Annotated in this window: 23 protein-coding genes; 4 read left to right on the forward strand and 19 right to left on the reverse strand. The window is 36.5% G+C overall.

Features of this window, described 5'->3' with window-relative positions; all coding sequences use genetic code 11:
- Window positions 1-16: 16 nt before the first annotated feature.
- Window positions 17-517, forward strand: a complete 501-nt coding sequence (locus BXY64_RS03310; protein ID WP_120238533.1) for a hypothetical protein — start codon at window positions 17-19, stop codon at window positions 515-517.
- Between the two features lie 390 nt (window positions 518-907).
- On the opposite strand, the gene BXY64_RS03315 is transcribed toward BXY64_RS03310, so the two are convergent.
- Complete coding sequence (locus BXY64_RS03315) at window positions 908-1,606, reverse strand: Crp/Fnr family transcriptional regulator (protein ID WP_120238534.1); 699 nt, start codon at window positions 1,604-1,606, stop codon at window positions 908-910.
- Window positions 1,607-1,740: 134 nt separating this feature from the next.
- Here BXY64_RS03315 and BXY64_RS03320 point away from each other — a divergent pair, with 134 nt between their 5' ends.
- Complete coding sequence (locus BXY64_RS03320) at window positions 1,741-2,196, forward strand: OsmC family protein (protein WP_120238535.1); 456 nt, start codon at window positions 1,741-1,743, stop codon at window positions 2,194-2,196.
- 170 nt (window positions 2,197-2,366) lie between these two features.
- Here BXY64_RS03320 and BXY64_RS03325 read toward each other — a convergent pair whose 3' ends face one another.
- The 6 genes from BXY64_RS03325 to BXY64_RS03350 form a co-directional block, all read right to left on the reverse strand.
- On the reverse strand, window positions 2,367-3,773 hold the full coding sequence (locus BXY64_RS03325) for a TlpA family protein disulfide reductase (RefSeq protein ID WP_120238536.1): 1,407 nt from the start codon (window positions 3,771-3,773) through the stop codon (window positions 2,367-2,369).
- A 21-nt stretch (window positions 3,774-3,794) separates the two neighbouring features.
- The gene (locus tag BXY64_RS03330) at window positions 3,795-4,931 is read right to left on the reverse strand and encodes a serine hydrolase domain-containing protein (RefSeq protein WP_120238537.1); all 1,137 of its coding nucleotides are present in this window, start codon (window positions 4,929-4,931) and stop codon (window positions 3,795-3,797) included.
- Window positions 4,932-4,934: 3 nt separating this feature from the next.
- A complete protein-coding gene (gene coaD / locus BXY64_RS03335) occupies window positions 4,935-5,414 on the reverse strand; it encodes a pantetheine-phosphate adenylyltransferase (RefSeq protein ID WP_110361050.1) in 480 nt (159 codons plus the stop codon).
- 34 nt (window positions 5,415-5,448) lie between these two features.
- Window positions 5,449-6,252 carry an ABC transporter substrate-binding protein gene (locus BXY64_RS03340; protein ID WP_120238538.1) on the reverse strand — a complete coding sequence of 268 codons (804 nt, stop codon included), beginning with the start codon at window positions 6,250-6,252 and terminating at the stop codon, window positions 5,449-5,451.
- Window positions 6,252-8,474, reverse strand: a complete 2,223-nt coding sequence (locus tag BXY64_RS03345) for an APC family permease (RefSeq protein WP_120238539.1) — start codon at window positions 8,472-8,474, stop codon at window positions 6,252-6,254. The genes BXY64_RS03340 and BXY64_RS03345 overlap by 1 nt, the downstream gene beginning before the upstream one ends.
- A 66-nt stretch (window positions 8,475-8,540) precedes the next feature.
- Window positions 8,541-9,668 (reverse strand): DUF4369 domain-containing protein, encoded by a 1,128-nt coding sequence (locus BXY64_RS03350; RefSeq protein ID WP_120238540.1) that lies wholly within the window; start codon window positions 9,666-9,668, stop codon window positions 8,541-8,543.
- A gap of 142 nt (window positions 9,669-9,810) precedes the next feature.
- Between BXY64_RS03350 and BXY64_RS03355 the strand changes: the two genes are divergently transcribed.
- On the forward strand, window positions 9,811-10,938 hold the full coding sequence (locus BXY64_RS03355) for a saccharopine dehydrogenase family protein (protein ID WP_120238541.1): 1,128 nt from the start codon (window positions 9,811-9,813) through the stop codon (window positions 10,936-10,938).
- Window positions 10,939-11,355: 417 nt separating this feature from the next.
- Here the strand turns inward: BXY64_RS03355 and hydF are convergent, their stop codons facing one another.
- From hydF to BXY64_RS03395, 8 genes are all read right to left on the reverse strand, one after another.
- A complete protein-coding gene (gene hydF, locus BXY64_RS03360; RefSeq protein WP_120238542.1) occupies window positions 11,356-12,576 on the reverse strand; it encodes a [FeFe] hydrogenase H-cluster maturation GTPase HydF in 1,221 nt (406 codons plus the stop codon).
- A gap of 38 nt (window positions 12,577-12,614) precedes the next feature.
- Window positions 12,615-14,063 carry a lyase family protein gene (locus BXY64_RS03365; RefSeq protein WP_120238543.1) on the reverse strand — a complete coding sequence of 483 codons (1,449 nt, stop codon included), beginning with the start codon at window positions 14,061-14,063 and terminating at the stop codon, window positions 12,615-12,617.
- A 2-nt stretch (window positions 14,064-14,065) separates the two neighbouring features.
- Window positions 14,066-15,229: a sigma-54-dependent transcriptional regulator gene (locus BXY64_RS03370; RefSeq protein ID WP_120238544.1), complete on the reverse strand. Its 1,164-nt coding sequence runs from the start codon at window positions 15,227-15,229 to the stop codon at window positions 14,066-14,068.
- 2 nt (window positions 15,230-15,231) lie between these two features.
- Window positions 15,232-16,203 carry a Ppx/GppA phosphatase family protein gene (locus BXY64_RS03375; protein ID WP_120238545.1) on the reverse strand — a complete coding sequence of 324 codons (972 nt, stop codon included), beginning with the start codon at window positions 16,201-16,203 and terminating at the stop codon, window positions 15,232-15,234.
- Window positions 16,204-16,427: 224 nt separating this feature from the next.
- Window positions 16,428-17,768 carry an ABC transporter permease gene (locus BXY64_RS03380; protein WP_120238546.1) on the reverse strand — a complete coding sequence of 447 codons (1,341 nt, stop codon included), beginning with the start codon at window positions 17,766-17,768 and terminating at the stop codon, window positions 16,428-16,430.
- A 16-nt stretch (window positions 17,769-17,784) separates the two neighbouring features.
- Window positions 17,785-18,708 carry an ABC transporter ATP-binding protein gene (locus tag BXY64_RS03385; RefSeq protein ID WP_120238547.1) on the reverse strand — a complete coding sequence of 308 codons (924 nt, stop codon included), beginning with the start codon at window positions 18,706-18,708 and terminating at the stop codon, window positions 17,785-17,787.
- Between the two features lie 191 nt (window positions 18,709-18,899).
- The gene (dnaJ, locus tag BXY64_RS03390) at window positions 18,900-20,048 is read right to left on the reverse strand and encodes a molecular chaperone DnaJ (protein WP_120238548.1); all 1,149 of its coding nucleotides are present in this window, start codon (window positions 20,046-20,048) and stop codon (window positions 18,900-18,902) included.
- 32 nt (window positions 20,049-20,080) lie between these two features.
- A complete protein-coding gene (locus tag BXY64_RS03395) occupies window positions 20,081-20,683 on the reverse strand; it encodes a nucleotide exchange factor GrpE (RefSeq protein ID WP_120238549.1) in 603 nt (200 codons plus the stop codon).
- A 248-nt stretch (window positions 20,684-20,931) separates the two neighbouring features.
- On the opposite strand from BXY64_RS03395, the gene BXY64_RS03400 reads away from it, so the two are divergent.
- Complete coding sequence (locus BXY64_RS03400) at window positions 20,932-21,375, forward strand: hypothetical protein (protein ID WP_120238550.1); 444 nt, start codon at window positions 20,932-20,934, stop codon at window positions 21,373-21,375.
- A gap of 55 nt (window positions 21,376-21,430) precedes the next feature.
- Here BXY64_RS03400 and BXY64_RS03405 read toward each other — a convergent pair whose 3' ends face one another.
- The 4 genes from BXY64_RS03405 to BXY64_RS03420 form a co-directional block, all read right to left on the reverse strand.
- Window positions 21,431-21,967 carry a TlpA family protein disulfide reductase gene (locus BXY64_RS03405; RefSeq protein WP_120238551.1) on the reverse strand — a complete coding sequence of 179 codons (537 nt, stop codon included), beginning with the start codon at window positions 21,965-21,967 and terminating at the stop codon, window positions 21,431-21,433.
- Between the two features lie 85 nt (window positions 21,968-22,052).
- The gene (gene murA / locus BXY64_RS03410; protein ID WP_120238552.1) at window positions 22,053-23,363 is read right to left on the reverse strand and encodes a UDP-N-acetylglucosamine 1-carboxyvinyltransferase; all 1,311 of its coding nucleotides are present in this window, start codon (window positions 23,361-23,363) and stop codon (window positions 22,053-22,055) included.
- A gap of 116 nt (window positions 23,364-23,479) precedes the next feature.
- Window positions 23,480-24,109, reverse strand: a complete 630-nt coding sequence (locus BXY64_RS03415) for a DUF4290 domain-containing protein (RefSeq protein WP_120238553.1) — start codon at window positions 24,107-24,109, stop codon at window positions 23,480-23,482.
- A gap of 260 nt (window positions 24,110-24,369) precedes the next feature.
- On the reverse strand, window positions 24,370-26,688 hold the full coding sequence (locus BXY64_RS03420) for an ATP-dependent helicase (protein WP_120238554.1): 2,319 nt from the start codon (window positions 26,686-26,688) through the stop codon (window positions 24,370-24,372).
- Window positions 26,689-26,863: the final 175 nt, after the last annotated feature.

The following is a 26,863-nucleotide window of genomic DNA, read 5'->3' on the forward strand; positions in this document are numbered from 1 at the left end:
CCGATAAAATTAGAGAATGCTTGATTGGAGAATTCTGGATTGGAAAAAGAAGCTAAATAAAAGAAGCAATACCGAATTGCTTGATTTATTTCGAGAGAGCAATAGAATTAATATCGATCCACAGATTTATGCAGGTAATTTATTATTCGAAAGGGGATACAATTCTGCAGAACTGCTAAGAATAAAGAATGATTTAAAGAATGCCATTGAAGTAGCATTTGAGAAAATGCATGGGAAAAGTCATTCAGAGATTGTTAGGGAAAATGTGATAAGAGAATTGTTTTATTGCACAATGTTGGCTGTTTTGCTCACATTTGGGTACAGTAAACAAGGCTTTATTAAGTTTGATGATTTATTTGAGAGTAATATTCCAGTATATGTCGTTTTGATTTGTATTTCCTTCCTTCGGATGCTTTTTATCAAACGAAGTAATCAAAAAGCAATTCAAAAATATCAAAAATCCTTACAGGAAAAGCAAGAATTAGTTGCTAAGATTAATAGGGAGCTGAAATTTTAATTTTCGCATATTCTTCTGTGAATTTTTAAAGTATCCGAATGACAGTAAGCTCCTAAAATCCCCACGCATGCTAGGAAAAAATGCGCAGCACGGGTAAAATAAGCGCTGCGTACCTAAATTTGGCGCAGCGCGGCTTAAAAGTTCGTAGATTTGACATATTTTGCCGCAGCGGACCTCAAAAACGCGCAGCTTGATGAGAAAAGTGCGCAGCGGGACATATTTTTGCGCAGCGTGACTTCAAAATGAGTAGGCATTGCTTAAAATCTTCAATGCATGCCAAAAAAATGCGCAGATTTGAGAAAATTTTCCGCAGCGGAGCTTATTTTTGAGAAGCGTGTTAAAATAATGACAAGCACGATGTAATTTTTGGGTAGTGCTCATGAAAATCAACTATCCATTCTTCACAATCAAATCCAGTAGATCAGCTTTTAGTATTGATACTTTTTTATCTGCAATTTCAATAATACCATCGTTATGAAACCTGGTGAGTGAATTGATAACACTTTCTTTAGAGCAACCAGCCAATGAGGCAAGCCCTATGCGAGTTACGGGCAATGTGAAAGTTGAACTAGCATAAATTTCGCTTAGCTCCTGAAGAATAAAGGCCAATGATCCTTCTACATTTTTTCCGGAAATACGGCAGGTTCGATGCAACATCATGCTTGTGCTTAATGACATGTGACGTACGAGTTTAAGCGCAAATTCTCCATTCTCTTTTAACAGGCTTTGGAACACATCCATATTTATCATTCGAATGCTTGCTTCCTCCAATGCAACTGCCGAAAAATCAAAACTTTTACAAGCAAAGCTGCAGGGTAAGCCTATAAAAGAACCACTTCCCAATAGTCCTACTGTAGAAATTTTAGAATCGTTGCTTACATCTACTTTGGTAATGCCTTTTTCTAAAAAAAGGATGTGTGACGCAACATATCCTTGCTTGATTATGGTCTCACCTTTGGCAAATTGAAGCAGAGTGGTGGAATTTTCCACCAATGTTTTTTGATCAGGAGTTAAAGCATTAAAGCAATCTTTGGCGCTAATCGACTCTTGTTTACATTGTTGCCCTTTGGTTAGAAATTCGATATTCATTTTCTCAAGGAATTTACGGACTGAAATTGATATTAAATTCCACCAAATATAGTGAAACTATGCATTGCCCAATAATTTTGAGTGTAGTTGGGATGAGGCATTTTTAAGGATCAATTTAAATATTAAAGAATAAGATGTCAGATTTAAAGTTTAGAGTTAATGCTCATAGTGAAAACCCAACCAAAACAGTTGTAAAAGCACGAGGGTTTGAAATTGTTATTGATGAACCGGCAGAATTAGGAGGAACCAATGAGGGGGCTAATCCAGTGGAGTATATCCTGGCTGCTTTTTGTGGATGTATTAATGTAATGGCACATGTTATTGCCAATGAAATGAACATTGAATTGCGTTCGGTAAAAATTAAAATGGCAGGAGAGTTAAATCCTGATAGATTATTTGGAAAATCTTTTGAAGATAGAGCGGGCTATAAGGCTATAGAGGTATCGATTGAGCCAGACTGTGATGCTAGTGAGGAAGAGTTGAAAAAATGGATGGAAGCGATTGAAGACAGATGCCCTGTATCAGATAATCTAAGAAATATAACTCCTGTTGAGTTGAAATTAAAAACCAAAAAGTTGGTTAAAGCTTAAAATGTATGGTTCATATAGAATATAGTGGGTAACTAAATAGCTTGACCTTTCAATGCCCACTTTGGTCAATGCAACAAGGTAAAGGTAGATAATAATGATTCTAAAGAATTCACCACTACAAATCATATAGGCAAATATAACGACCACCACTACAGAAAAGTGGTGGTTTTTTAATGCTTTTTTTGTGACTTTCTGGCAGCATCCCTGGCAATTTTAAGGAACTCCAAATGGATGTATTCCTTTGGTGCCTGGGCAGGAGCTTTAACAATGTTTCCCTTTGGATCGATTAGTACATAGCTTGGAAAAGCTTTTACTTTGTACTCGTGAATTAGCTGATGCTGATCACCAATAGGAATAAACTTCCAACTGTACTTGTTGTTTTTTGAGAATTCCAGCCACTTTTTCACATCCCAATCGCAAACAATGCTTAAGAACTCAATGTGCTGTCCGAATTGTTGCTTTAGTTTTTCAATCTCTTTAAAATCTTGCAAGCAAGGGTAAGATTGTGTATTGCAGAAATTCAGGTACAGGTATTTTCCTTTGAAATCGGCCAACTGAACACCGCCCAGTATGAAATCGGGAGCAGGGTGGTTTTTCTGCAGGTGAGTAATTTTAGCAATGAAGTTGCGGCAAAGGTTTTTGTTGTAATTGTTGTTCGATGTTTTCATGACATCCTGTAGAATCGAAAGAGTTTTTTCTTTTCCAATAAATTTTCTGGTGAAGGAATCAAAAGTAGATGTTGCAATGATCATATCCAGCAATTGTGCATTGTCGTAGGTAGGATATTTTTGCATCAATTTCTTGATTTCGGCATATGTGTTTTCTGCTTTGTAAGCATTGCTTAATGCCAGGCTTTCTTTCTGTTTAAAATATCCGTTAAAAAAGTTCCCATACTGTTTTTTGTACAAACTCATATAGGCCGGATTGTTCAGCTGAATTTTCTGATTCTTGAAAAAGTCATTCTCAATTTTCAGGAACGAATTTGGGTTCGATAAGAACTCCAAAAATCCCAATCGGTATCGAAAATATTCGGTAAAAAACTCATTTTTCATGCTGCCAAATTCCTGTTTTAGCTGTTCTGAGAATTGAATTCCTGCTGACTTTTCTTTTTTTCTGTAAATTTTGTAAAAGTTCTGATTGATAAAGGAATCCATTTTGTCATCCAGTGTGCGAACGATTCGGTTTAATTCGTTTGCTTCAGTGTTCGCAATCCCAATCATCAATTCATCGGCTTCGAAAAAAGGATTTAGCTTTTGTGCCGGAGTCAACTCTTGTTTTGGAGGCAATCTTAGCTCATATTTTTTACCTGGCTCAACATACAAGAAAGCTTTGTACACTTCCAAAGGCAGATAAATTAGTTGCGTTTTATCGATATCAAACTCGACAGAATATTTGCCAGTTTCATCCACTTTAAAATCGGTAATTTTCTCACTCGTGTAGGTAAATGCATCGGTATGATACATGATACTGATGGTGCTTCCAGCGTAAGTTTTAGCTGTTCCTGACAGAACTACTTTTTCAGCTTTAGTAGCAAGGGAAATCAATAGGAAAAAAGTAAGAAAAAATAGATTTTTCATGGCGAAACTTTCAGAGGTTTTCTATTTCAGAATTTTTAAGGCAATGTCAACATACTTTGGTATATCCATGGTAATCTGGCCTTGTTTAATTTCATCTTTTGCTTTACCAAAGCGAACCACAACGGCATTTTTCTCGGCAATCCCGTAAATGTATTGTCCACGATGACCACGCATGTATGGGATGTTCATGTTTTTGTATGGAAGAACCCAATATTGATATCCATAGAAATCAAGTTTCGCTGTTTTTTCTTCATTCAATAAGTAATCAGCTGCACCAGTTGCATCAGCAATATATTGTTCTGATACCAATTGTTTGCCATTCCATGAGCCTTTGTTCAACACCAATTGGCCAAAACGTGCTGCATCGCGAGCATTGGTGTTAAAACAGCAGAACGATTTTTCGTCGCCATCTTTTTTATCCAGGCTCCAAAGTGCTGTATTTACCGCATGCATAGGTTTCCAAAGGGTACGTTCTGCATATTTCGAAATGGTTTCGCCTGTTGCTTCTTCCACAATAAAAGACAATAGTTGTGTGTTTCCACTTTGGTATCTGAAGCGAACGCCAGGTTTCTCGATTAATTCCTGATCGGTACAAACTTGTCTCAGCTTTTTGCCATAATAGGCTTTTGTGGTAATGGATGTTGGGCTGCTGTAGGCTTCGTCCCAATCTAAACCTGAACTCATGGTAAGCAAATTCTTAATCGTTATTTTACCACGTTCATCATTGGCAAATTCTTCCAAATAATTTCCAATTGGTTCATCCACCGATTTAATTTTGCCTTCGTTAATTGCGATACCAATCAACAGGCTTACGATACTTTTTGTGGCAGAAAAAATATTGGAATGAGAATCTGCATCATAGCCATCCCAATATTCTTCGTACAATACTTTTCCGTCTTGTATGATTAAATAAGCAACTGTTTCATGATCTTCCAGATATTCACGATCTGAAGTTTCTAATTCATATTTGTTGTATGAATCTGCTTCTTTCCACTCTCTGCCATCGGCAACATTAACTTCTGTATTTTCGAAAATCTTGTAATCATCGATATTGGCATACCAGTAAATAAGACTCGTTCGCAAATAATTAGGAGCTATAAGCATCCAAAGTGCCGTTAATAAAGCTAGAATTAAAACAGTTTTGCTTATTCTTGACATGGTTTATGGATTTAGTTTGTATGCATCAGGATCTGTTACTTCCGGTAAAAATTGCGAAGCATCGCCACCATGACGAATGATATCGCGAACAATGGTCGAGGTAATCATGGTATGCTCGGGTGTGGTTAAAAGAAAGATTGATTCTAACTCGTAAACCATTTTTTTATTAATTTGAGCAATTGCACGTTCGTACTCAAAGTCGGCAGCGGTTCTCAAACCTCTTAAAATAAAGTGAGCATTTTTCTTTTTACAGTACTCAACGGTAAGTCCTTCGAAAGTTTCTACCTCAATTTTCGGATTGTTTTGAAAAGCTTCTTTAATCCACTGAATGCGTTTGTCAATTGGGAAAAACTGTCTCTTTTCAGAGTTATATCCTATTGCAATAATAATTTTATCGAATAGAGGTAAAGCCCGGGTCACAATAGATTCGTGTCCGATGGTAAAAGGATCGAATGATCCGGGAAAAATAGCAATGCGTTCCATTTAGTTGTAATTTTTAAAGCAAAAATAGAAAGAATTATTCTGCTTTAATTTTTTTAATCAAGTTTATAAAATAATCTGCTGCTTGCAGCATGTGCGATTCATACCATGAGAACATCTCACCATCTGCCAATTCAATTTTAGCATTGGGAAGAATGTCTCGAATTTCTTTGATGTTGGCTTCCTCGAATGGATATGGCTCAGAAGACAGCAGTACCAATTCAGGATTTAGTTCCTTTATCTCTTCTGCTGTCAGGTTTGGATATCTTTCTTGTGGATCGGATAGAATGTTTACAAATCCACACATTTCCAACATCGAATTAATAAAGGAGTTTTTGCCAACTCCCATGAAAGGATTTCTCCAAATCAGGTACAATACTTTTATGGGTTTAGTGCTTTTAGGAATTTTAGCAAAAGCAGCTCGTATCTTATTTGTGATTTCGAAAGCCTTAGGCTCTGTACCCGTTATCTTTCCTGTGTTTAAAATATTTTGAAGAGCGTCCTCGTAATTTCGAACTTTGCTTACATACACCGGAAAATCTTCCATTAGGGCCTCAACCTGTGCTTTGTTGTTTTCCTCTTCGTTAACCAGGATTAAATCAGGATTTAATAGGTTGATTTTATCGACATACAAGTTTTTAGGACCTCCGATATTGGGCAGCTTTTCAATCTTTCCTTTGGGATATCTACAAAACTTGGTGCGTGAAATTACTTTGCCTTCCAATTCCAAATCGAATAAAAATTCGGTTGTTGATGGAACTGCAGGAATGATTCTTTGGGGTGGAAAGGGAATGTTTACCTCTCGACCCAAATCATCGGTAACTTTAATAAAATCAGCCATTATTTAATTTTAATTTCTTTGTAAGAACTCACAAAAAGTATGTTACCCATATCTTCAAAGCCAGTAAACAAATCAACACCTTCTTCAACCACTTCTTCATGGTTAAAACCAAGAATACTTAAATCAGCATCTATTGATTTCGACATGATTACCTGTTTCTTGTTGGCATAGTTTGCATTAATCAACTGGATATTACTTGGAGATATTGGTAATCGACCAGATTTGATCAAAGCCAATAGTTTTTCTTTCTGGCTTTCCAACTGGTCGCCCGGATAGATTGCAAAAATCTTAATGGTTCCTTTCTTCCAATCAGGATGTCCTTGAATGATGTAGGCCAAAAGAATCATCAAGTTTGCATTTTCCAAATCGTTGGCACCAATCCAAACATGAATTTCTTTCTGATATCCAAATCCTTTATAGGATGTATTCAAAATACAAACATCGAAATGAGTTGATTCAAGCAGTTTGTAATTGTCAATCACATAATTTAATCTTTTTGGTTCGGTTCTCGAGAACTCGAAAAGTATGGTGTTGTAACCGTGTCCGGATATTCCTGATAACTGCATTACCTGTGCAATTGCCGAAGTCATGGATGGAGAAATAATTGTATCAAGATAAACCCGGTTTTTACTTCCCGAAGCCAGGTTAATCAACTTGTTCATTACCTGTTTCGATTCCTCATTGGTTTCCTCGTTTAAGAATCCTTCCAGGAAATGAATATAGGTTCCAAACCCGTATTTATAGGAGATCCATCTTAACAAATCAAATGCCGATCGGCGCTTGAATGAATCTTGAGAAATACAAATGGCAAAAGGCCTCCAGCTTAATTCTCTATCTCCTTTTTCAGCACGTTGCGCAAATATTTGCAAGTGTCGACTCAACTGGAAAACTACTCCGCGGAAAAGTTTCGCCAAGCCCCTGTTTTCTTTCGTGGTTACATTAATTCCATAGTAAATACCACCCATTATCATTAATGACAATATGGCATAAGTCATATTCATTTGGAACATGATCCAAACCGAAAGAACAGCTCCCATTAAGGATAAATACCACTTGGAACGGAAAGTTGGACGGTATGAAGGATCAGCTGCAAAATGCTCAAGGAAGGAGATGATACAAATGGCACCATAGGTTACCATGAAGAACATGGAAATAATCTGGGCCACAAAATCAACATCGCCAATAAATACAAAAACAAATGCAATAGCTATAGAAATCACCGATGCATTAATGGGTTCGTTGTTTTTCTTGCTTTCTGATTTTAACCATTTGTTCAATCCCTTTTGTGGGAAAATATCATCAAGACCAATTGCCTGCAGGGTTCTTGGAGCTACCATTATTGAACCCAACGCTGAGGAAAGTGAAGCCGCAGCCAAACCAATTGGAATAATTGGACCCCAAATGGCAATCTTTCTCATGATTAACTGATCGCTAGCCAAATCTTCAGGACTTGCAGATATGGTAAATTTGTAGGCTGCCCAAATGTATATTAACAATCCACCAACGGTTGCCCAAATGGTTCCTCTAGGTATCGATTTTCTCGGATTTCTTAAATCGCCGGAAAGACCTAAACCAGCAGCTAAACCTGTAAATGCCGGGAAGACAATAGTGAATACATAAAAGAAGCTCTTTGGATTTTCAACCGTAGCATCCAAAACCATTTCCGTTGGAGCATTATCTGGCGATCCGATAAAGAACATGATCAATGAAAGACCTAAAGTTGCTACCACAACATACAAGGCTTTCATCCCCATATTGGCACCTCGATAGAGAAATAAACCAGCCAAAATGGTCATGGTTGGAATACTAATGGCTCTTTTGTCGTAAATTAAAAGACCATAATTATCCGCAAGCCATTGAATTGCCGGATCAAAAGCCTCGGCAAAGGCAATCACATAGAAAGCCACCGAAATTGCCTGCGAAAGATAGAGTGTAATTCCAATTGCGGCACCAATGTTTAATCCAAAAGATCGGGAAATGATGTAGTAGGCTCCACCCCCTAGCACTTTTTGGTTGGTTGCAATCTCTGCAACTGCCATTGCTGTAGGAATGGTAATTAAATGACCTAAAATAATGATTCCAATTACTCCAATAAATCCAACATTACCAACAGCCCAACCGAAACGAAGGAACAAAATTGCTCCTAAAATGGTTGAAATGGCAGTTAGGAAAACTGGCATGGTGCCAAAATTGGCTTTGTTTTTCAGTAAATTATCGGGCATAGTTAAATTTCTTTAGTCTCTTTTATCAAAGTGCTAAATATAGTTAATCGAAATTGATAATGAATACTACAGCTTTGAAAGATGTGAGGAGACTTGCGATTTTAACAATTCTATGTTCAAACTATTTTGGTGATAAATGATTTTCCCATCTTTATCCAACAAGAAAGCATTGAAACCTCTGTCTAAGTATCGCACTACTTCAATGTTTTGGTTCAAGCTTCCAATTTCAATGCAATTCAATTCAGGTCGTGGTTCAGGATGCCAAGCTTTGGTTTCTGTGGTTCCCGGAATTCTTACCCTGGCATATGATGAGTATCTTATGATGTTAACGACTTCCAATGAAGGAAAAGAACTTGTAATATCTTTGACTCCGTCATAATATTGTTGAGCTCGATCAGGAAACCAACATCTCCAAATGTATAGTAATATAGGTTTTCCTTTGTGTTGAGAGAGCTGATATTCTTTGCCATCTAAAGTTTTAGACTTGATTTCAGGAAACTGCCCTTTGTTTTTAAGGGTTTCAATAATATTAACCCTCTTTTGCAAATTGTTAACGTACAATCCATTTGGATTAGCCAGTTTTAAGGTTTTCAATTGTTCTTTTACATACTCCAGGCTACGTTTTGCGGCAAAGTATTCTTCGTAAATCAGGTAAGCAACAACTGGAGAAGAGGCATATTTGTAGAAGTATTCGTCTTTGAATTTGTTTAGTCTGGCATATTCCTTCATGAATTGATTTTTTTTAACCGAATCTGATTGTATTTCCGGAATTTCCAGATTTTCAGCAATTTTTAATTTTTGCTTGTTATTTTCGGCTAGTTTTGCTTGAAAATCCTCATATCTGTTTTGTGCAGGAGAACCTTTTAGTTTACCAATTAAGAATTTGTGGTTCATATCTTTTTTATGAACAAACAGGCTCATTTGGCTTGGAGACAAAAATACTCTTCCAGCTCTTCGCCCTGCAATTTTGAATTCTGCAATAAATGCTTGTTTACATGGTGCTTCGAATTTGAATTCTCCATTTTTGGTTTTAACAGAATCGATAAACTCCTTGGTTTCTCCATCATACTTGTACAGGTAAATGTATTCTTCCTGAAGTCCACCAATCATTCCTTGCAAGCTAAAGGTTTTCTGAGCATTGACAGGGGTTATCGAAATCAATGCAAATAGAAAAAGCCAAAATATTTTAGTCATTGTATATGTGTTAAGGTGTTAATTAAAAAACTAAAGATAACAATAATCAGTTGTAATCATAAGCAATGGCAAACGATTAAAGTTGAAATTGCATGATAGTATTCGTAAATTATATAGAGACTTTTAACCAAAAATCGAAATCATGAAGAAAGTAACTGTATTAGGAGCCGGATTGGTTGGGAAACTAATCGCTATTGATTTAAGTGAAGCTTTTGCTGTAACTGCCATTGATCATGATGCAAATGCATTGGAACAATTGGCCAGGCATCCTAAAATCAAGACCAAGAAAGCCGATTTGTCGGTTGAAGGAACAGTTCGGAAATTAGTTGCTGATTCGGATTTGGTAGTTGGGGCTGTGCCCGGAAGCATGGGATTCAAAGTAGTTCGAGAAGTAATAGAGGCAGGAAAAAATATGGTGGATATTTCTTTTTTTCCTGAAGATGCTTTTGAATTGGATGATCTCGCCAAAAATAACAACTGTTGTATTGTTACGGATTGTGGTGTTGCTCCAGGTATGGGAAATTTGATTCTAGGTTATCACAGTGAGAAAATGAAGGTGAAAAGTTTTAAATGTCTTGTTGGTGGATTGCCTTTCAAAAGAGAGTGGCCATGGGAGTATAAAGCAGTTTTTTCTCCTATTGACGTGATTGAAGAATATACCAGACCTGCTCGATATGTTCAGAATGGAGATATTGTAGTCCGCGAAGCTTTGTCAGATCCCGAACTGATCCATTTTGAAAATGTTGGAACGCTTGAGGCATGGAATTCTGACGGATTACGCAGTCTGATAAAAACCATGGATGTTCCCAATATGATTGAAAAAACCTTACGTTATCCTGGAACCATTGAGTATTTGAGGGTATTGAGGGATACTGGCTATTTTTCTCACGAGAAGATTAATATTGACGGTGTGAAAATCAAACCCATTGATTTGACCTCAAAATTGTTATTCTCGAAATGGAAGTTGAAGCCGGGAGAGAAAGAGTTTACCGTGATGCGAGTAGAAGTAGAAGGCCTACAGAGTGGCTTAAAAAAATGCCTTGTATACGATTTGTTCGATGAGTTTGATGATGAAAAAGGATTTACATCTATGGCACGAACTACGGGATATACCTGTACTGCAGTTGCCAATATCTTGCTAAAAGGCAAATACTCTCGCAAAGGAATCAATCCTCCTGAATTTCTGGGTAAAGATGCTGATTGCTTTAATTTTGTTTTTGAGTATCTGAAAGAAAGAGGAGTTGTTTACAAAGTGAATATGAACAAATGAGATGAACTCATTTAAAATCCAAGTATTAACGTTTTTAGTTGAACTTTTAAAATAGAATCGTGTCCATTTAATGTTGCGAGTTGACATTTCAATGTAAAAAGTTCATGTTTTAACATCGCAAGCTAAGCTGTCAACGTTGAAACCTGAACTTGCAATGTTGATACTTCAAGTTTTCATCTTAAAACCTCAAATTTTAATAAAAATTGATGTCCTGTAGAGCCAAGATTACAGCATAAAAAGTTGAAAGCTCAACTTTTAACATCGAAACTTTATGTTTCAACATTAAAACATCAGCTGTCAATGTTGAAGCCACAAGTATTAACGTTGAAACCTCAGCTTTTAATACTGAAACTTCACGTTAAGACGTCGAGAGCTTAACTTTTAAGATTAAAAATTGATGTTTAAACGGTTCAAATATTACAGATAATCCAATGAAGAATCTTCAATTTTTGCAAAAGGAGCAACGGCACGGTTGTATATTCCTTGCACATAGGCAATAGCCATACCGTAATTGGTAACAGGAATGCCTGCATCTATGGCAGGTTGTAATCTATTTCCCAATTGTTTTGGCGTAATCATACATCCACCACACTGAATGAGTAATGCATAATCCGACATTTCTCCAGGAATTTCATCTAAACCTGCAATCACTACAAAATCAAGTTGTTTTCCGGTATAATTCGAAATCCAGCGAGGAATTTTAACTCTTCCAATATCATCGCAAGAGGTATGGTGAGTACAACTTTCCAAAAGCAATATTTTGTCTCCATCTTTTAGCTCTGAAATTTTTGGAGTTCCCTGAAGGTAAGCAGAAAAATTGCCTTTGAAATGTGCCAGCATAATGCTAAAACTGGTCAAGGCAATATCAGATGGGATAGAAGCCCCAGCTTTCAGAAATACCTGGCTATCGGTAACAACAAGCTTAGGTTTGATTCCTGTTTTTCTAAGGAATGCATCTACTTCGCGTTCTTTTAAAACAATACAGATGGCATCGTTGTCCAAAATATCACGTATGGCTTGTACTTGTGGTAGAATCAATCGTCCTTCAGGCGCTTCAATATCAATTGGCGTAATTAAAAGAACAATATCACCATAGCTAATTAAATCACCAAGAAGCGATGGCGTAGTAAATGCCGATTCGGGAATGGTTTTCTTGATGCTCTTTACGATAGGTTCAATATCTCCGTCTACCGAATTGAAATGCAGAACTTCTTTAGCTCCAGCATTGGTTAGTAGACTCAAAGTATCCTGATGCAATAGTTCTAGATCCTCCTTATTGTGAATGGCGATAAAGGGAACATCTTGCTTTTTGAATTTTTCAATCAAGCCTTTTTCAAAATCACCAAATGTATTTTTGGTAATGACCAAGATGGCCAAATCGATGGTTTTAATGGCCTGATTGGTTTTAAGAATTCGCTTTTTTCCCAATTCACCTGTATCATCTATCCCGGCAGTATCGATAAGTATTACCGGGCCAAATCCTGTGATTTCAAAAGATTTTTTTACAGGATCCGTGGTAGTACCTGCAACATCAGAAACAATAGCAATATCCTGCCCCGCAAGGAAGTTGATTAATGTACTTTTCCCGTTATTTCTTCTACCAAAAATTCCAATATGTGGACGACGTTCTCTACCCATGTTTTTGCAGTGATCAGTTACCTATGAACAGTTATCGGTTATTTCGTATTAATTGTTTCGCTTAAAACGAATCCTAATTTTAATAATTCTTCTGGAGTAATCAGTTCTTTTAGCTTGTCATTCGACAAAATTTCAAGCTTATTGTTGGCTTCCAGTATTGTACAAGAATTCTTCTTCATCTCCTTAGCCAGTTTTGCAGCCTCATGATATCCAATATATGGAGAAAGAGCTGTGGCTACCGAAGGATTATAAAGCACATTTTCTTCGGTAGAATTCGACTGAATCGACAGTTCCTTGAATAGATTCTCAGCAAGTGTATTGTTTGCAGCAATCAGCAATTTGATGCTATCCAATAAGGCATGACCGATAGAAGGTAAATAAGCATTTAACTCCAGGCAGCCTTGTCCTGATAGATTGCTAATCATTACATCGTTGGCATACACTTTATGAGCGGTGCTGATTACAAATTCGGGAATTACCGGATTTACTTTACCTGGCATAATGGAACTACCCACTTGCTTTTGTGGCAAGTGAAGTTCTCTGTTCTGAAATAAATCGGATCCTAAAAGTCGAAGGTCGGCAACCATTTTTTCCAGGTTTACCGCATGTGCTTTTAATGTTGCATGCACTTCAACAAATCCATCTTGATTTGCAGTTGCATCCGATAAATTTTCGGAACGTGTAATTGGCAATCCCGTTAGCTTTCGCAGATTAGGAACCACTTCCATGATAAAAAATCGAGGAATGGATAAACCTGTTCCTATGGCACCGCCACCAAGATTCACCTCCTTGATTCTTTCGAAACATTTGGAAACTCTCCACCAGTCTCGCGACAAAGCATTGTTGTATGTACTAAACAGTTTATCGTATGAGGATGGAACGGCAGCCTGCATTTGAGTGTATCCAATGCGCAATACATTTCTGTAATTGCTTTCTGTTTTTTCCACCTGCAAACGCAAGTTGTTAATTGATTCTTCCAGTTCCTGAAGCAAACGAATTGCCGCAACTTTTAGCGATGTTGGAATAACATCGTTAGTAGATTGGAACACGTTGGCATGCTCGAAAGGATCTACTTTATCGTAATCGCCACAATTTTCACCTGCTTGTTGCAAAGCCCTGTTGGCGATAATCTCATTTACATTCATGTTGATGCTGGTTCCAGCACCACCTTGTATGGCAGGCACAATGAAATGTTCGAAATGCTTGCCCAGATTTATTTCATCAGCAGCATCATTTAAGTTTTCAATCAGATTTTTATCAAGCAATTGAAAAGGAAATTCCTGGTTTGGAAACTTACGATCGATTCCTTTCAGAAAATCAAGGTAAGTTTTGTAACAGGCTTGTTTCACAACTCCAACAGCCATATACCATTCTTTATGAAATTGGGTGTTGTCCGGAAAATTTTCCTTCGCACGTAGAGAATGAATTCCCCAAAGTGAATCTTTGGGAATCTCTCGTTTACCAATAAAATCTGATTCAATTCTCATGATTAATTTGCTGATTTGGTATATGCTTTTACATCTTCAACACTAATGCTATCCTGTCCAAGGATGATTAATCGCTCGATGATGTTTCTGAACTCTCGAATATTACCGGTATAATTGATCTTTTTTAGCTCTTCAATTGCGTCTTCATCAATTCCTTTTACTGGTAATCCCATTTCGCCACAAATCATATCAATAAAATGATTGGCAAGCAATGGAATGTCATCAATTCGATCGTTCAAAGAAGGAACCTCAATTAAAATCACGCTTAAGCGGTGATACAAATCCTCACGGAAATTGTTGTTTTCGATTTCTTCTTTTAAATTTTTGTTGGTTGCTGCAATTACACGAACATTCACTTTAATCTCTTTATCGCCACCAACACGGGTAATTCTGTTTTCCTGCAAAGCTCTTAATACTTTTGCTTGCGCAGATAAACTCATATCACCAATTTCATCCAAGAAAAGCGTTCCACCATCGGCCAATTCGAATTTGCCTTTGCGTTGCTTATGCGCCGAAGTAAAAGATCCTTTTTCGTGACCAAACAATTCGCTTTCGATCAATTCAGATGGAATTGCAGCACAGTTTACCTCAATAAATGGACTTTTGCAGCGATTGCTTTGCTCATGGATTCGATGTGCAACCAATTCTTTACCGGTTCCATTGGGTCCGGTGATTAGAACTCTTGCATCGGTTGGTGCTACCTTATCAATCATTTGATTTACATCCTGAATTGCATCAGCCTCACCAATCATTTCATATTTCTTGCTGACTTTTCTTTTCAGAACTTTGGTTTCTGTAATCAGCTTCGATTTATCCATTGCATTGCGAATGGTAATCAGAATTCTATTTAGATCAAGGGGCTTTTCAATGAAATCGAATGCTCCTTTCTTTATTGCTTCAACTGCAGTGTCGATATTTCCATGGCCCGAAATCATGATGATCGGAGTGTCGATAGCCAATTCCTGTATTTTGTCCAGCACTTCAATACCATCCATCTGTGGCATTTTAATGTCACATAAAATAACATCGAATTCATCATTTTTTGCCATTTCCAAACCAGCAATGCCATCTTCGGCAAGGCTGATGTCGTAGCTTTCATAACTTAGAATTTCTTTCAAAGTATTTCGAATACTTCTTTCGTCATCAATGATTAGAATTTTAGACATAGCTATTTTTTTGATTCTACAGCTGTAGCTGTTTTATTAGTGTTTTTTTCGATGTGCTCAAACAAAGCACCTTCTTTTAGCGCATATGAAGATTGGTACAATTTACTAAAACCAGCTTCTTTTACCAGGTGATTGATAAAAATACTTGCAACCACCATCAACTCAACCCGAGCAGGATCCATTCCTTTCATTGTCTTTCTTTCTTCGAGGCTAGAGTTTAGAAAAATCTGGTGTAATCTGAAAAAATCTTTCAGTTTGATCTCAAATTGAGATTCCGGCAATCCATTTGTTTGATAGCCATCAGCCAAAAGGATTTGTTTGAAAGTATCAAAAGACCCAGATGAACCGATTAAGGTTTTTACATTGTGAAGATCCAGTGCCTCAAATAAGTCGGGCAATTGCTCTTTTAAGTACTCATCTACTTTTGTAATATCCCCTTTTGTCATTGGATCCGAAGGCGCAAACATTTCGAGCAAACGGGTCATACCTAGTGGATAACTTTTTTTCCAGAATACTTTTTCGTTGTTGGCAATAATAATTTCATTGCTACCACCTCCAATGTCAAGAATAGCAACGGCTTCATGATTTAATTCAACAGCATTTTTTGTTCCTGTATAAATCAAATCAGCCTCACGTTCACCGGAAATGATCTCGATGTTTACCTGATAGTTCTCTTCAATTAATCGGACGAACTCTTCACCATTCGCTGCTGACCGAATTGCTGAAGTAGCGAATGCAATTTTCTCGCTAGCATTATATTCTTCTGATATGCAATTCATTTCATCAAATGCATTTTTTGCTCTTTGAATCGCTTCGTCGGTTATTTTATTTTGATTAATTCCGCCCTTGCCAATTTTGGTAGGGTACTTTGAACGGTGTAGGATGTTAGGATGTTTCCCTTCGCTCCATTCTGCTACCAATAAATTAAATGTATTGGTTCCTAAATCAATTACAGAAATCCGTTTCGTTTGCATAAATAATGGTTAAAGTTTTAAGTGAAAGTGATCTAGCCTAGCTTATAGGACTAGATTCATTATCGAAGATAGTAAAATCTTTGTTTAAGAATAATAACTTTTGTCAATGTCTTGTAAATACTGATAAAAGACATGTTTCTGGTTCTTCAAAAACTATGCCTAATTTGAAGTTTATGAAAAATGCCTCGTGAAGAGGCATTTTCTAAAAATCGATACAATATTTGTTAGTTGTGATACCTTAACCACTTCCAAATTTCTTTGTAGGAAACTTTCTTTCCATACATTAATATTCCTGTTCGATATATCTTGGCTGCTATCCATGTGATTAACAGGAATGTGCCGATTAGTAGCGTCATGGAAAGTAGCAATTCCCAAATTGGAACTCCGAAAGGAATTCTTACCAACATTACAATAGGTGAAGTGAATGGAATAATAGAACCCCAGAAGGCCAAACTACTCTCTGGATTTTTTGCTACGGCAAAACCAATATACAAAGCAAGAATTAATGGAATTGTAATAGGAAGCATAAACTGTTGGGTTTCCGTTTCATTATCAACAGCACTACCAACAGCAGCAAATAGTGCTGAGTACAATAAATATCCTCCTAAAAAGAAGAAGATAAATGCGCCAACAATACCAGCAACATAGGCAAGATCGAAAGTTCCCAGAATATCCTGAGCCATTTTTAACTGACCGGCATCTAAAGAAGCTGCACCTGCAGGTAGTTCAGCTACCGACTTTGCCTGTTGCAGGGCTTCCATGTCAACGCCTGGCAGAACTAATGCTGAACCAACCGTAATAATTATGCCAGTTAATACAACCCACATTATGAATTGGGTCAACCCAACCATTGCAACGCCAACAATTTTTCCCATCATCAGTTGGAATGGCTTAACTGATGATATAATTACCTCGACAATACGATTGCTTTTCTCTTCGATTACCCCTCTCATTACCTGAACACCATACATGAAAATAAACATGTAAATGATGAAGCTGGCAGCAAAACCAATTCCCATTGCAATTTCGGTAGAGCTTTGTTTAATTTCTCCACCTTCGCCAAACTTAATAGTGCGCATAGAGATAGGTGTTCTGGTTGCAGCTAGTTTTTCTTCCAAATCAGGCATATTTGCTTCTGCAATAATTTTAGATCGCTTCAGTTTTTCGATATGTTGCCTTATTTGTCTTCCAACATTTGATTTAACTTCGATGGTAACTTGTTTGTGCGAGAATAATTCTGCGGTTTTGGTCTGCAGAATGTTTTTAGGAATTACCAAAATGGCGTAATATCCTTTCTTTTCCATACTACTTTTTACCTCCTCGAAAGAGGCATTTTGCAAGTAGTTGTATGTGGTGAATTCACTGCTTTTAACAGGTTCTACCAATTCCGATTCGTTTAAAACGGCAATAGTTCTCTTTTCAGTATCATCTTTCAACATCATCCAAATCATGAAAGCATAAATTCCTGCAATCAACAATGGAGTAAGAAAAGTAAGAATCAGGAATGACCTTTTCTTTACGCGAGAGAGGTATTCTCTTTGTATAATGATAAATATCTTGTTCATTTTATAAATCTTGTGGTTAGATGGTTTTGCTTTCTTTTACTACTCTAATGAAAATATCATTCATGTTAGGAATGATTTCTCGGAAGGAAACAATGTTCAGATATGGCAGTAGCTGTTCTAATAATTCATTAGAAGTAGATCCGTTATTTAATTTGATCTTAAGAGTATTGAATTCAATTCCTTTGGCTTGATCAATAATTTCAAAATCAGCTTTAAGAACCTGATCCAGTTTGTCGAATTCACCTATGTAGTTAATCTCGTAGGTGTTGGTTCTGTATCTCTTTTTGATTTGCTCAACAGGACCATCAAGAATTTTTTCTGATTTGTTGATTAAGGCAATGTGGTCGCAGATTTCCTCGACTGAACCCATATTGTGAGTTGAAAATATGATGGTAGCACCTTTGTCTCTTAATTCAAGAATTTCTTTTTTCAACAAATTCGCATTAATCGGATCAAAACCACTGAAAGGCTCATCAAAAATTAATAATTCAGGCTCGTGAAGAATGGTAACAATAAACTGTACCTTTTGTGCCATCCCTTTTGATAGCTCTTCAACCTTTTTATCCCACCAAGGTAAAATGTCAAACTTATCGAACCAGGCTTTCAATTTCTTGGTAGCTTCCTTTTGGCTCATTCCCTTTAACTGTGCAAGATAAACAGCTTGCTCGCCAACTTTCATCTTTTTATATAAACCTCTTTCTTCAGGAAGGTAACCAATGCGTTTTACATCTTCAGGTTTTAAAGGCTGTCCGTTAAAAAACACCTCTCCGGCATCGGGACCAGTAATTTGGTTGATGATACGAATTAATGTTGTTTTACCAGCTCCATTTGGACCAAGAAGTCCAAATATGCTGCCTTTCGGAACAGATATGCTTACTTTGTTAAGTGCTTTATGTCCTGCATATTGCTTAACAACGTCTTTTGCTTCGAAAAATGTCATGAATTATATTTTTGGTTAGTGACACTCTATTAAGAACTGAAATCTAAAGTACACAATTTATGAGGATGTCTTCATAAAAAATCGATATAAAGAAGATGATACAAGTTTTAACTTGTTTTTTTATCGATATAAAATTTAGACAAAAAGAAACCCCGACATTTCAGCCGGGGTTGATCTTTTTGTTTTTATATCTATTCGAAGAAGTTTCTTACTTTTTTGAAGAAGCTTTTTTCTTGCGATGATGGTTTTGGTTGAAATGATTCTGAAGATTGAAGTTTTTCAAGAACCTTTCTCTCTTCCTTGCTTACATTGTTTGGAACCCAAACGTTAATCTTAACAAGCAAGTCACCTCGTCCATATCCATTTACATCAGGAAGACCTTTGCCTCTTAAACGTAAAATTTTGCCTGGTTGTGTACCTCCATCAATCTTAACCTTAACCTTGTTTTCGATTGTTGGAATTTCAACAGCTGTTCCTAAAATCGAATCAGGGATACTAATGAATAGGTTGTATAGCAAGTCATTTTCATCGCGAACCAATTCCGGGTGTTCTTCCTCCTGAATTAGAATCAACAAATCGCCATTAATTCCACCACGACGAGCAGCATTACCTTTTCCACTAACCGAAAGTTGCATGCCTTCAGCAACACCAGCAGGAATGTTAATTGAAATTACCTCTTCGTCACGAACAATACCTTCACCAGCACAGCTAGTACATTTGTTGGTAATCATTTTTCCTTCGCCGTTACAAGATGGACAGGTTGATGCAGTTTGCATTTGTCCTAGAATGGTATTCTGAACTCTTGTAACTTGTCCTGAACCATTACAGGTAGAACAAGTAGAGAAAGATGAGCCATCTTTGGCTCCAGATCCGTTACATGAATTACACTCAATGTATTTCTTAACTTTTATCTTTTTCTCAACGCCTTCGGCAATTTCCTTTAAAGTCAATTTTACTTTTACTCTAAGGTTACTACCACGGTTTACTCGACGTGAACTGCGGCCACCGCCACCAAATCCACCACCAAAGAATGATCCGCCACCGAAAATATCTCCAAAGTGTGAAAAAATATCTTCCATGTTCATACCGCCGCCGAAGCCACCACCAGAAGCTCCACCCATACCGGCATGACCAAATTGATCGTAGCGCTGACGCTTTTCGGGATTACTCAAAACTTCATAAGCTTCTGCAGCTTCTTTAAAGTTTTCTTCAGCCTGCTTATCATCAGGGTTTTTATCCGGGTGAAATTGTATCGCTTTCTTACGATATGCTTTTTTTAATTCGGCTTCCGAGGCAGACTTTGATACCCCTAATACCTCATAATAATCTCTTTTCGACATCTTTTTTCAACTTAGAATTAGGAATCAGAGAATTATTCTCCTACAACAACTTTTGAGAAACGAATCACTTTTTCATTTAAAGTGTATCCTTTTTCAACACAATCAACAACTTTTCCTTTCATATCTTCTGATGGCGCAGGAATTTTTGTGATTGCTTCGTGAATGTCGGTATCAAATTCTGTATTAATCGCTTCAATTTCTTTTACTCCATTCTGCGAAATGAAATCTTTGAAATTGTTGTAAATCAAATGAACACCTTCTTTTAAAGCTTCTATATCTTTTGCTTCATCAATAGATTGTAGTGCTCTTTCGAAGTTATCCATTACAGGAAGAACATTAACAAGAATTTTTTCACCTGCCGATTTGGTAAGCTCCATTTTCTCTTTTAAAGTTCTTTTTCTATAGTTGTCGAACTCAGCGGATAAACGCATGTATTTGTCGTTGATATCCTGAAGTTTTGCTCCAAGTTCTTCTATTTCGTCAGCTTTTTTCTCTTTAGCCGATTTCTTTTTTTCTTTCTTTTCAGCCTTTGGTTCTTCTTTTACCTCTTTCTCCTCAACTGGCTGTTCTACCTTAGTTTCCAAATCTTTTTCTTCCAATTCTTCTTTTTTTGATTTGCTTGTATCTTTTGTCATTTTTCAATGATTTTTTGCGTTCTAAATTAACAAGGCAGAAGTAAACAAATAACCTGCCAATTTGTGCCTTTACGACAAATTGGCACAAAGATAGAATTTGAAACTGTAATAATTTCCTTTTTCATGTCTTTTCGTACAGATAATTATACAATTAGCTGATGGCAAAAAATATGGGAAGTTAATGTCATGATGAATTTTTATAAGAAATATCTTTTAATTATATTTAGTATACGTTATTATTAATACTTATGGAAATTAAAATTGACACCAGTGATTTTAACATTCGACTATACAAGGATGTTGTATACCTAAAGGTTGTAGGGATGCAGGATCAGGAGGCCGTTGATTTTTTTATCAAAGCAATTGATGATATGCTTGAAAAGTATCCGAATAAGAACTTTTCATCAATTTGTGATCTCACAGAATTAATTCTTTCCAGTCCAAAACTTGCACGACAGGTTAATGGGGCAATCAAAAAAATAAGTAGTTCCCTTAATTATGAGTACAATGCGGTAATTGTTCAAGCTAAATTTTTACAAATTGTTCAAGCCTACATATTTACATTTTATATGAACAACACCAATGTAAAAACACAAGTGTTTAGAGATGTACAAAAAGCATTTCATTGGTTGGATGAGAAAGGGTATCATACGGAAGAATTGAAAGAATTTCTATTGATTCAATCAAAATAAAAGCCGATAATTAATGTGAAATTATCGGCTTTTATTTTATGTAGGTTTCTTGTTATTATTTTTTCATGTACTGATGAAGAAAATTGTCCAAGTTAGCTCCTCTAAGGTTTTTTGCAAGAATAATACCATTGCCATCAATAAGGAAATTGGCCGGAATGGAATTAATTCCAAACTTGTTGGAAGTAGGAGAGTGCCATCCTTTTAATTCACTTACGTGATATTTCCAATTCAATTTATCTTTAGAAATGGCTGCTTTCCAGCTGGCTAATTTTTTATCCAAAGAAAAGCTATAGATTTCGAATCCACTACCGTTTTTAAATTCGGCGTTTTTAAATTGATTGTAAGCATTTATAAGAATTGGATTTTCTGCTCTACATGGAGGACACCACGATGCCCAAAAATCAACCAATACAACTTTGCCTTTTAAATCACTTAATTTTAAGTTTTTTCCATCAATTGATTTTGCAACAATATCAGGAAGTTTATCTCCAACATTAAAGCCTTCTTTGGCTCCTTTCGATTTATCGCCTGCATAGGCTGAAATTGAGAATAAAAATGCCAGCAGTAGAAATGTATATTTAAACTTTTTCATACGTATTTTAATTAACCATTAATAATCTGTCTAATTTGTAGAACCAAAATAGATATATCCAATTATTTAAACTGTTAAAGAATAGTTAATTAACAATTCTTTTGATATTTGCTCCAATGGCATTCAATCTTAAATCGATGTTTTCGTACCCCCTGTCAATTTGGTCGATATTGTGAATTGTACTCTTTCCTTCGGCCGATAAAGCGGCAATTAATAAGGCAACTCCTGCACGAATATCAGGTGATACCATGGTGGTTGGGCGCAATTGGTTTTCCTGGTTTAAGCCAATTACAGTGGCACGGTGTGGATCACAAAGAATGATTTGTGCACCCATGTCAATTAACTTATCCGTAAAGAACAAACGACTTTCGAACATTTTTTGGTGAATCAATACGCTTCCTTTGGCTTGTGTGGCAACCACAAGGAAAACACTCAATAAATCAGGTGTAAGTCCAGGCCAAGGAGCATCAGCAACAGTTAGAATCGAACCGTCGATAAAGGTATCGATTTCGTAATTTTCCTGTTTAGGGATAAAAATATCATCTCCTCTAAGTTCCATTTTTATTCCTAGTCGTTTAAAGGCATCAGGAATCATTCCCAACTCTTTATAGGCAACATCTTTAATGATAATTTCAGATTTTGTCATGGCAGCTAAACCAATAAAACTACCAATTTCAATCATATCTGGCAGAATTTTGTGTTCGCACCCACCTAGTTTTTGAACGCCTTCAATCTCGAGCAGGTTAGAGCCAACACCAGTTATTTTTGCTCCCATCGAAATTAACATTCTACACAATTGCTGAATGTATGGTTCACATGCTGCATTGTAAATGGTAGTAGTTCCTTCGGCCAAAACAGCAGCCATAATGATATTGGCTGTTCCGGTAACCGATGCTTCATCAAGAAGCATATAGGTTCCTTTTAGTTTTTTTGCTTCAACACGATAAAAGTTTTCACCTTGATTAAAATTGAATACTGCCCCTAGCTTTTGGAATCCAATAAAGTGGGTGTCTAATCTTCTGCGACCAATTTTATCACCACCAGGGCGAGGAATGTATCCTTTTCCAAATCGAGCCAAAAGAGGCCCGATAATCATGATGGAGCCACGAAGCGAAGATCCTTTTTTAACAAATTCAGGCGAATTTAAATATTCTAAATCTACATTTTCGGCTTTAAAAGTATAACTGTTCTTTGATTCTTGAGAAACCTGAACTCCTAAATCTGATAAAAGTTCGATTAATTTATTTACATCAAGAATGTTGGGTATGTTATGAATTGTAACTTTTTCGTCAGTTAATAATGTTGCACAAAGAATTTGTAAAGCTTCATTCTTTGCTCCCTGTGGAGTTAGTTCACCTTTTAGTGGTTGACCTCCAATTATTTCGAAAGTGCTCATTTGGTCTGTGTTTTGGTGTGAATGATAGCTTAAAGATAACCATAAAAGCGAAGGAAAAAACGGAAATATTAAGCTTGTTGAATAAAAAAACCGGTTAAAAAACCGGTTTTTTGTAATTATCTATTTTTATTGTGTTTGCGATGATCGTTGCGATGTCCGCCAGTATGCTTTTTACGTGGCTTATTTTTCTGTGAGAAATCTTTATCTCTGGCTTCGCGTAACTTCAATTCTTCAGGAATTGTAAGTTGTCCCTCAGAAAGCTCCACAATATCTTGAAAAATCTTATCATCAGGTACACTGTCCTTGTTCCAGTTGATGAAAGACTTTTTCATATGATTTGCAATCATTAAAATCAAAGCATCTTTTTCCTTTTGTTCTTCAATTTCGATTGCCTTAGCAATTAAAGATTCAATTGTTTTACCGTAGTGGCGGTACTTAATTCGTTCGTTTTTATATGGAACCTTTTGTGGTTTCTCAGATAATTTTTCTTTTGTAGGAGTTTCAAAAGGAGAATCAATATCCAATTTAAAATCCGACATCAAAGCAAGATGGTCCCAAAGTTTATGTCTGAAATCGCTAACATCTCTTAGGTGTGGATACATGTTACCCATAACAGCGATAATGCTTTTGGCTACTTTATTTCTTTCGTCTCTGTCTTCCACAGTTAGAGCAAAGTCAACCATTTTCTGAACGTTTCGCCCATATTCAGGAAGTACAAGGTGTTTCCTGTTCGAATTGTAATCCATTTATTTAGTTGTGTTAATTACGGTAATCAATTTCTATTATATAAAAGGTAATCTGCGTTAATTCAACACAATACATACCAAAATAAAATTGAAGTCTGTTTCTTAATAATTCGTAGTGACTATTTCTGATTTGTCGCTTATTTTAATGAAGTAAATAAGAATTTTAAACGTTTCGTTTTTGGTAATCGACAAACTTAGAAAGTCTTAGAACTCATTGCAAATGTATATGTTTTCTTTAATCATTACAAATTGTGAGAGAATTATCCTACAATTTTAAGTTTCGCAAATTTAAGTAGCAATTGCTTTTGTCCAACGGTTTTAAAGAATACGGTTGCTTTAATATTCGGTTTACTTCCTTCCAGTTGTAACACTTTTCCTTTTCCAAATCGTTGGTGTTCAACTACCATTCCTGGTTGGATTGAATCAGGATCCGAAGGGGTGAAGTTTGGATCGACGTTTTGATTGCTACTTTGCTTGATACGTGAAACTGGCTGATTTAGTTTGGGTTTAGCCGAAAAACTTCTTTTTTGTTGAAATCTACTTGGTGAATTAGGAACTTCGAATTCAGTTGTACTTTGGTAATTGTCACGACCATTTCCTGAGAATTCTGGTTCTTGTTCATATGTATATTCAACAAACCTTTCGTCAATTTCACGAATAAATCTACTTGGTCGGGGATAACTCATATTTCCCCATTTGTATCTCGATTTCGCGAACGAAAGAGTTGCTTTTTTCTCCGCACGGGTTAAGGCCACATAAAACAATCTTCGTTCTTCTTCAAGCTCTTGTTGGGTGCTTGTAGCCATTTGCGAAGGAAACAGTTCCTCTTCCAAGCCTACAATGTACAAGTATGGAAATTCCAGACCTTTTGCTGAGTGAATGGTCATCAAGGTCACCTTATCTCGATCTTCATCTTTTTCATTATCCTGATCGGTTAACAAGGCCACATCTTCCAAAAAGTTTGGCAAATGCAATTCGCGCCCTTCTTCCAAAGCATTTTGTGTAAATTCCTGTATACCATTCAATAATTCCTGGATATTTTCATGTCTAGATACGCCTTCAGGAGATCTGTCATTGTACAATTCTTTTATGATTCCGGTTGAGTTGGCAATATTGTTGGCCAAATCGAAAGCGGTTTCAGTTGCCAATTGAGCTTGAAAGCCTTTTATCAAATTGGTAAACTTTGCAATTTTTGAGATTGTACCTGCATTCAATCCATAAGGACGCTCATGTAAGCCGCATATAATATCCCACATGCTAAGCACATTTTGAGATGCAGCATCTTGCAGTTTAGCAATTGTGGTGGCACCAATTCCACGTTTCGGATAATTAATCACCCTTTTTATAGCCTCTTCGTCGTGCGGATTTACAGCCATTCTACAATAGGCCAAAAGGTCTTTAATCTCCTTGCGTTGATAGAAAGATAATCCACCATAAATTTTATAAGGCAGGTTCAGTTTTCGCAAGGACTCCTCGAAAATCCTCGATTGAGCATTGGTACGATATAAAATTGCAAAATCCTGATATGCACAATGCGAACGCATTCTGGTTTCGAAAATGTCATTCGTAATCAAGTAACCTTCTTCATGATCGGTTAAAGCTTTTACAATTTTGATTTTATCACCTTCTTCATTATCCGAAAATGATTCTTTTTGAATCTGACCTTTGTTCTTATGGATAATGCTATTGGCAGCATTTACAATATTCTGAGTAGAACGGTAATTCTGTTCCAGTTTGTATAGTTGGTAGTTTGGATAATCGTTTCTAAAGTTTAGGATGTTTTCAATTTTGGCACCACGGAAAGAGTAAATACTCTGTGCATCGTCGCCCACAACGCATACATTCTTGTGTTGTTCAGCCAATTTTTTCACAATTAAATATTGTGCGTAATTGGTATCTTGGTACTCATCTACCAATACGTATTTAAACTTATCCTGATACTTGGCCAATATTTCCGGAAAATCTCGGAATAGGATGTTGGTTTGCAAAAGCAAATCATCAAAATCCATTGCATTGGCCTGTTTACATCTTTGAGAATATCTACTGTAGATTTCTGAGATCCTTGGTTTTCTTGCTTCTGCATCAGCTTTTTGAGCTTTGGCGTTGTTGGCGTAGGCTGCAGATGTCACCAGGTTATTTTTAGCCGATGAAATGCGATTCTGTACTTCGTTAGGTTTGTATACCTTATCATCTAACTGCATTTCTTTAATTATGGCACGATAAAGATTACGCGAATCTTGAGTGTCGTAAATGGTAAAGTTGGAATCGAAACCTAAATGTTCAGCCTCGTATCTTAAAATTCTTGAAAAAATAGAGTGGAATGTTCCCATCCATAAGCTTTGAGCCTGCTCTTGTCCAACCACATTGGCAATTCTGTCTTTCATTTCGCGAGCCGCCTTGTTGGTAAACGTTAAGGCCAAAACCGAATAAGGACGAACACCCTGATTCAACAAGTGAGCAATTCTGTAGGTAAGTACTCTGGTCTTACCCGATCCGGCACCAGCAATTACAAGCGATGGTCCGGTGTAATTTTCAACAGCTTCTTTCTGAACAGGGTTTAACTCATTCAAATATTCCATTCTAACAATTCTTTATCTGTAAATTTCAAGTGTCAAAAATAACACTTGTATATTAATATTGAATTCTTTTTGAGAATTAAGACTTAAGTTATACCATTTATTGAGGAAAAACAGTCTTGGTATAATGCCGATAGATATTTAAAACTCAATAATAAACCTAGCGAAATTATTGAGA

The organism is Marinifilum flexuosum (genome assembly GCF_003610555.1).
In the GTDB taxonomy this organism is placed as follows: Bacteria; Bacteroidota; Bacteroidia; order Bacteroidales; family Marinifilaceae; genus Marinifilum; species Marinifilum flexuosum.

Coding starts and splice junctions, on each gene's coding strand:
- BXY64_RS03370 (WP_120238544.1), bottom strand. CDS start 15,229: ATGTCTAAAATTCTAATCATTGATGACGAAAGAAGTATTCGAAATACT.
- BXY64_RS03365 (WP_120238543.1), bottom strand. CDS start 14,063: ATGAGAATTGAATCAGATTTTATTGGTAAACGAGAGATTCCCAAAGAT.
- BXY64_RS03355 (WP_120238541.1), top strand. CDS start 9,811: ATGAAGAAAGTAACTGTATTAGGAGCCGGATTGGTTGGGAAACTAATC.
- BXY64_RS03330 (WP_120238537.1), bottom strand. CDS start 4,931: ATGTCAAGAATAAGCAAAACTGTTTTAATTCTAGCTTTATTAACGGCA.
- BXY64_RS03395 (WP_120238549.1), bottom strand. CDS start 20,683: ATGACAAAAGATACAAGCAAATCAAAAAAAGAAGAATTGGAAGAAAAA.
- BXY64_RS03415 (WP_120238553.1), bottom strand. CDS start 24,109: ATGGATTACAATTCGAACAGGAAACACCTTGTACTTCCTGAATATGGG.
- BXY64_RS03385 (WP_120238547.1), bottom strand. CDS start 18,708: ATGACATTTTTCGAAGCAAAAGACGTTGTTAAGCAATATGCAGGACAT.
- hydF (WP_120238542.1), bottom strand. CDS start 12,576: ATGGGTAGAGAACGTCGTCCACATATTGGAATTTTTGGTAGAAGAAAT.
- BXY64_RS03375 (WP_120238545.1), bottom strand. CDS start 16,203: ATGCAAACGAAACGGATTTCTGTAATTGATTTAGGAACCAATACATTT.
- dnaJ (WP_120238548.1), bottom strand. CDS start 20,048: ATGTCGAAAAGAGATTATTATGAGGTATTAGGGGTATCAAAGTCTGCC.
- BXY64_RS03345 (WP_120238539.1), bottom strand. CDS start 8,474: ATGCCCGATAATTTACTGAAAAACAAAGCCAATTTTGGCACCATGCCA.
- BXY64_RS03325 (WP_120238536.1), bottom strand. CDS start 3,773: ATGAAAAATCTATTTTTTCTTACTTTTTTCCTATTGATTTCCCTTGCT.
- BXY64_RS03350 (WP_120238540.1), bottom strand. CDS start 9,668: ATGACTAAAATATTTTGGCTTTTTCTATTTGCATTGATTTCGATAACC.
- BXY64_RS03340 (WP_120238538.1), bottom strand. CDS start 6,252: ATGGCTGATTTTATTAAAGTTACCGATGATTTGGGTCGAGAGGTAAAC.
- BXY64_RS03405 (WP_120238551.1), bottom strand. CDS start 21,967: ATGAAAAAGTTTAAATATACATTTCTACTGCTGGCATTTTTATTCTCA.
- coaD (WP_110361050.1), bottom strand. CDS start 5,414: ATGGAACGCATTGCTATTTTTCCCGGATCATTCGATCCTTTTACCATC.
- BXY64_RS03380 (WP_120238546.1), bottom strand. CDS start 17,768: ATGAACAAGATATTTATCATTATACAAAGAGAATACCTCTCTCGCGTA.
- BXY64_RS03320 (WP_120238535.1), top strand. CDS start 1,741: ATGTCAGATTTAAAGTTTAGAGTTAATGCTCATAGTGAAAACCCAACC.
- BXY64_RS03310 (WP_120238533.1), top strand. CDS start 17: ATGCTTGATTGGAGAATTCTGGATTGGAAAAAGAAGCTAAATAAAAGA.
- murA (WP_120238552.1), bottom strand. CDS start 23,363: ATGAGCACTTTCGAAATAATTGGAGGTCAACCACTAAAAGGTGAACTA.
- BXY64_RS03420 (WP_120238554.1), bottom strand. CDS start 26,688: ATGGAATATTTGAATGAGTTAAACCCTGTTCAGAAAGAAGCTGTTGAA.
- BXY64_RS03315 (WP_120238534.1), bottom strand. CDS start 1,606: ATGAATATCGAATTTCTAACCAAAGGGCAACAATGTAAACAAGAGTCG.
- BXY64_RS03400 (WP_120238550.1), top strand. CDS start 20,932: ATGGAAATTAAAATTGACACCAGTGATTTTAACATTCGACTATACAAG.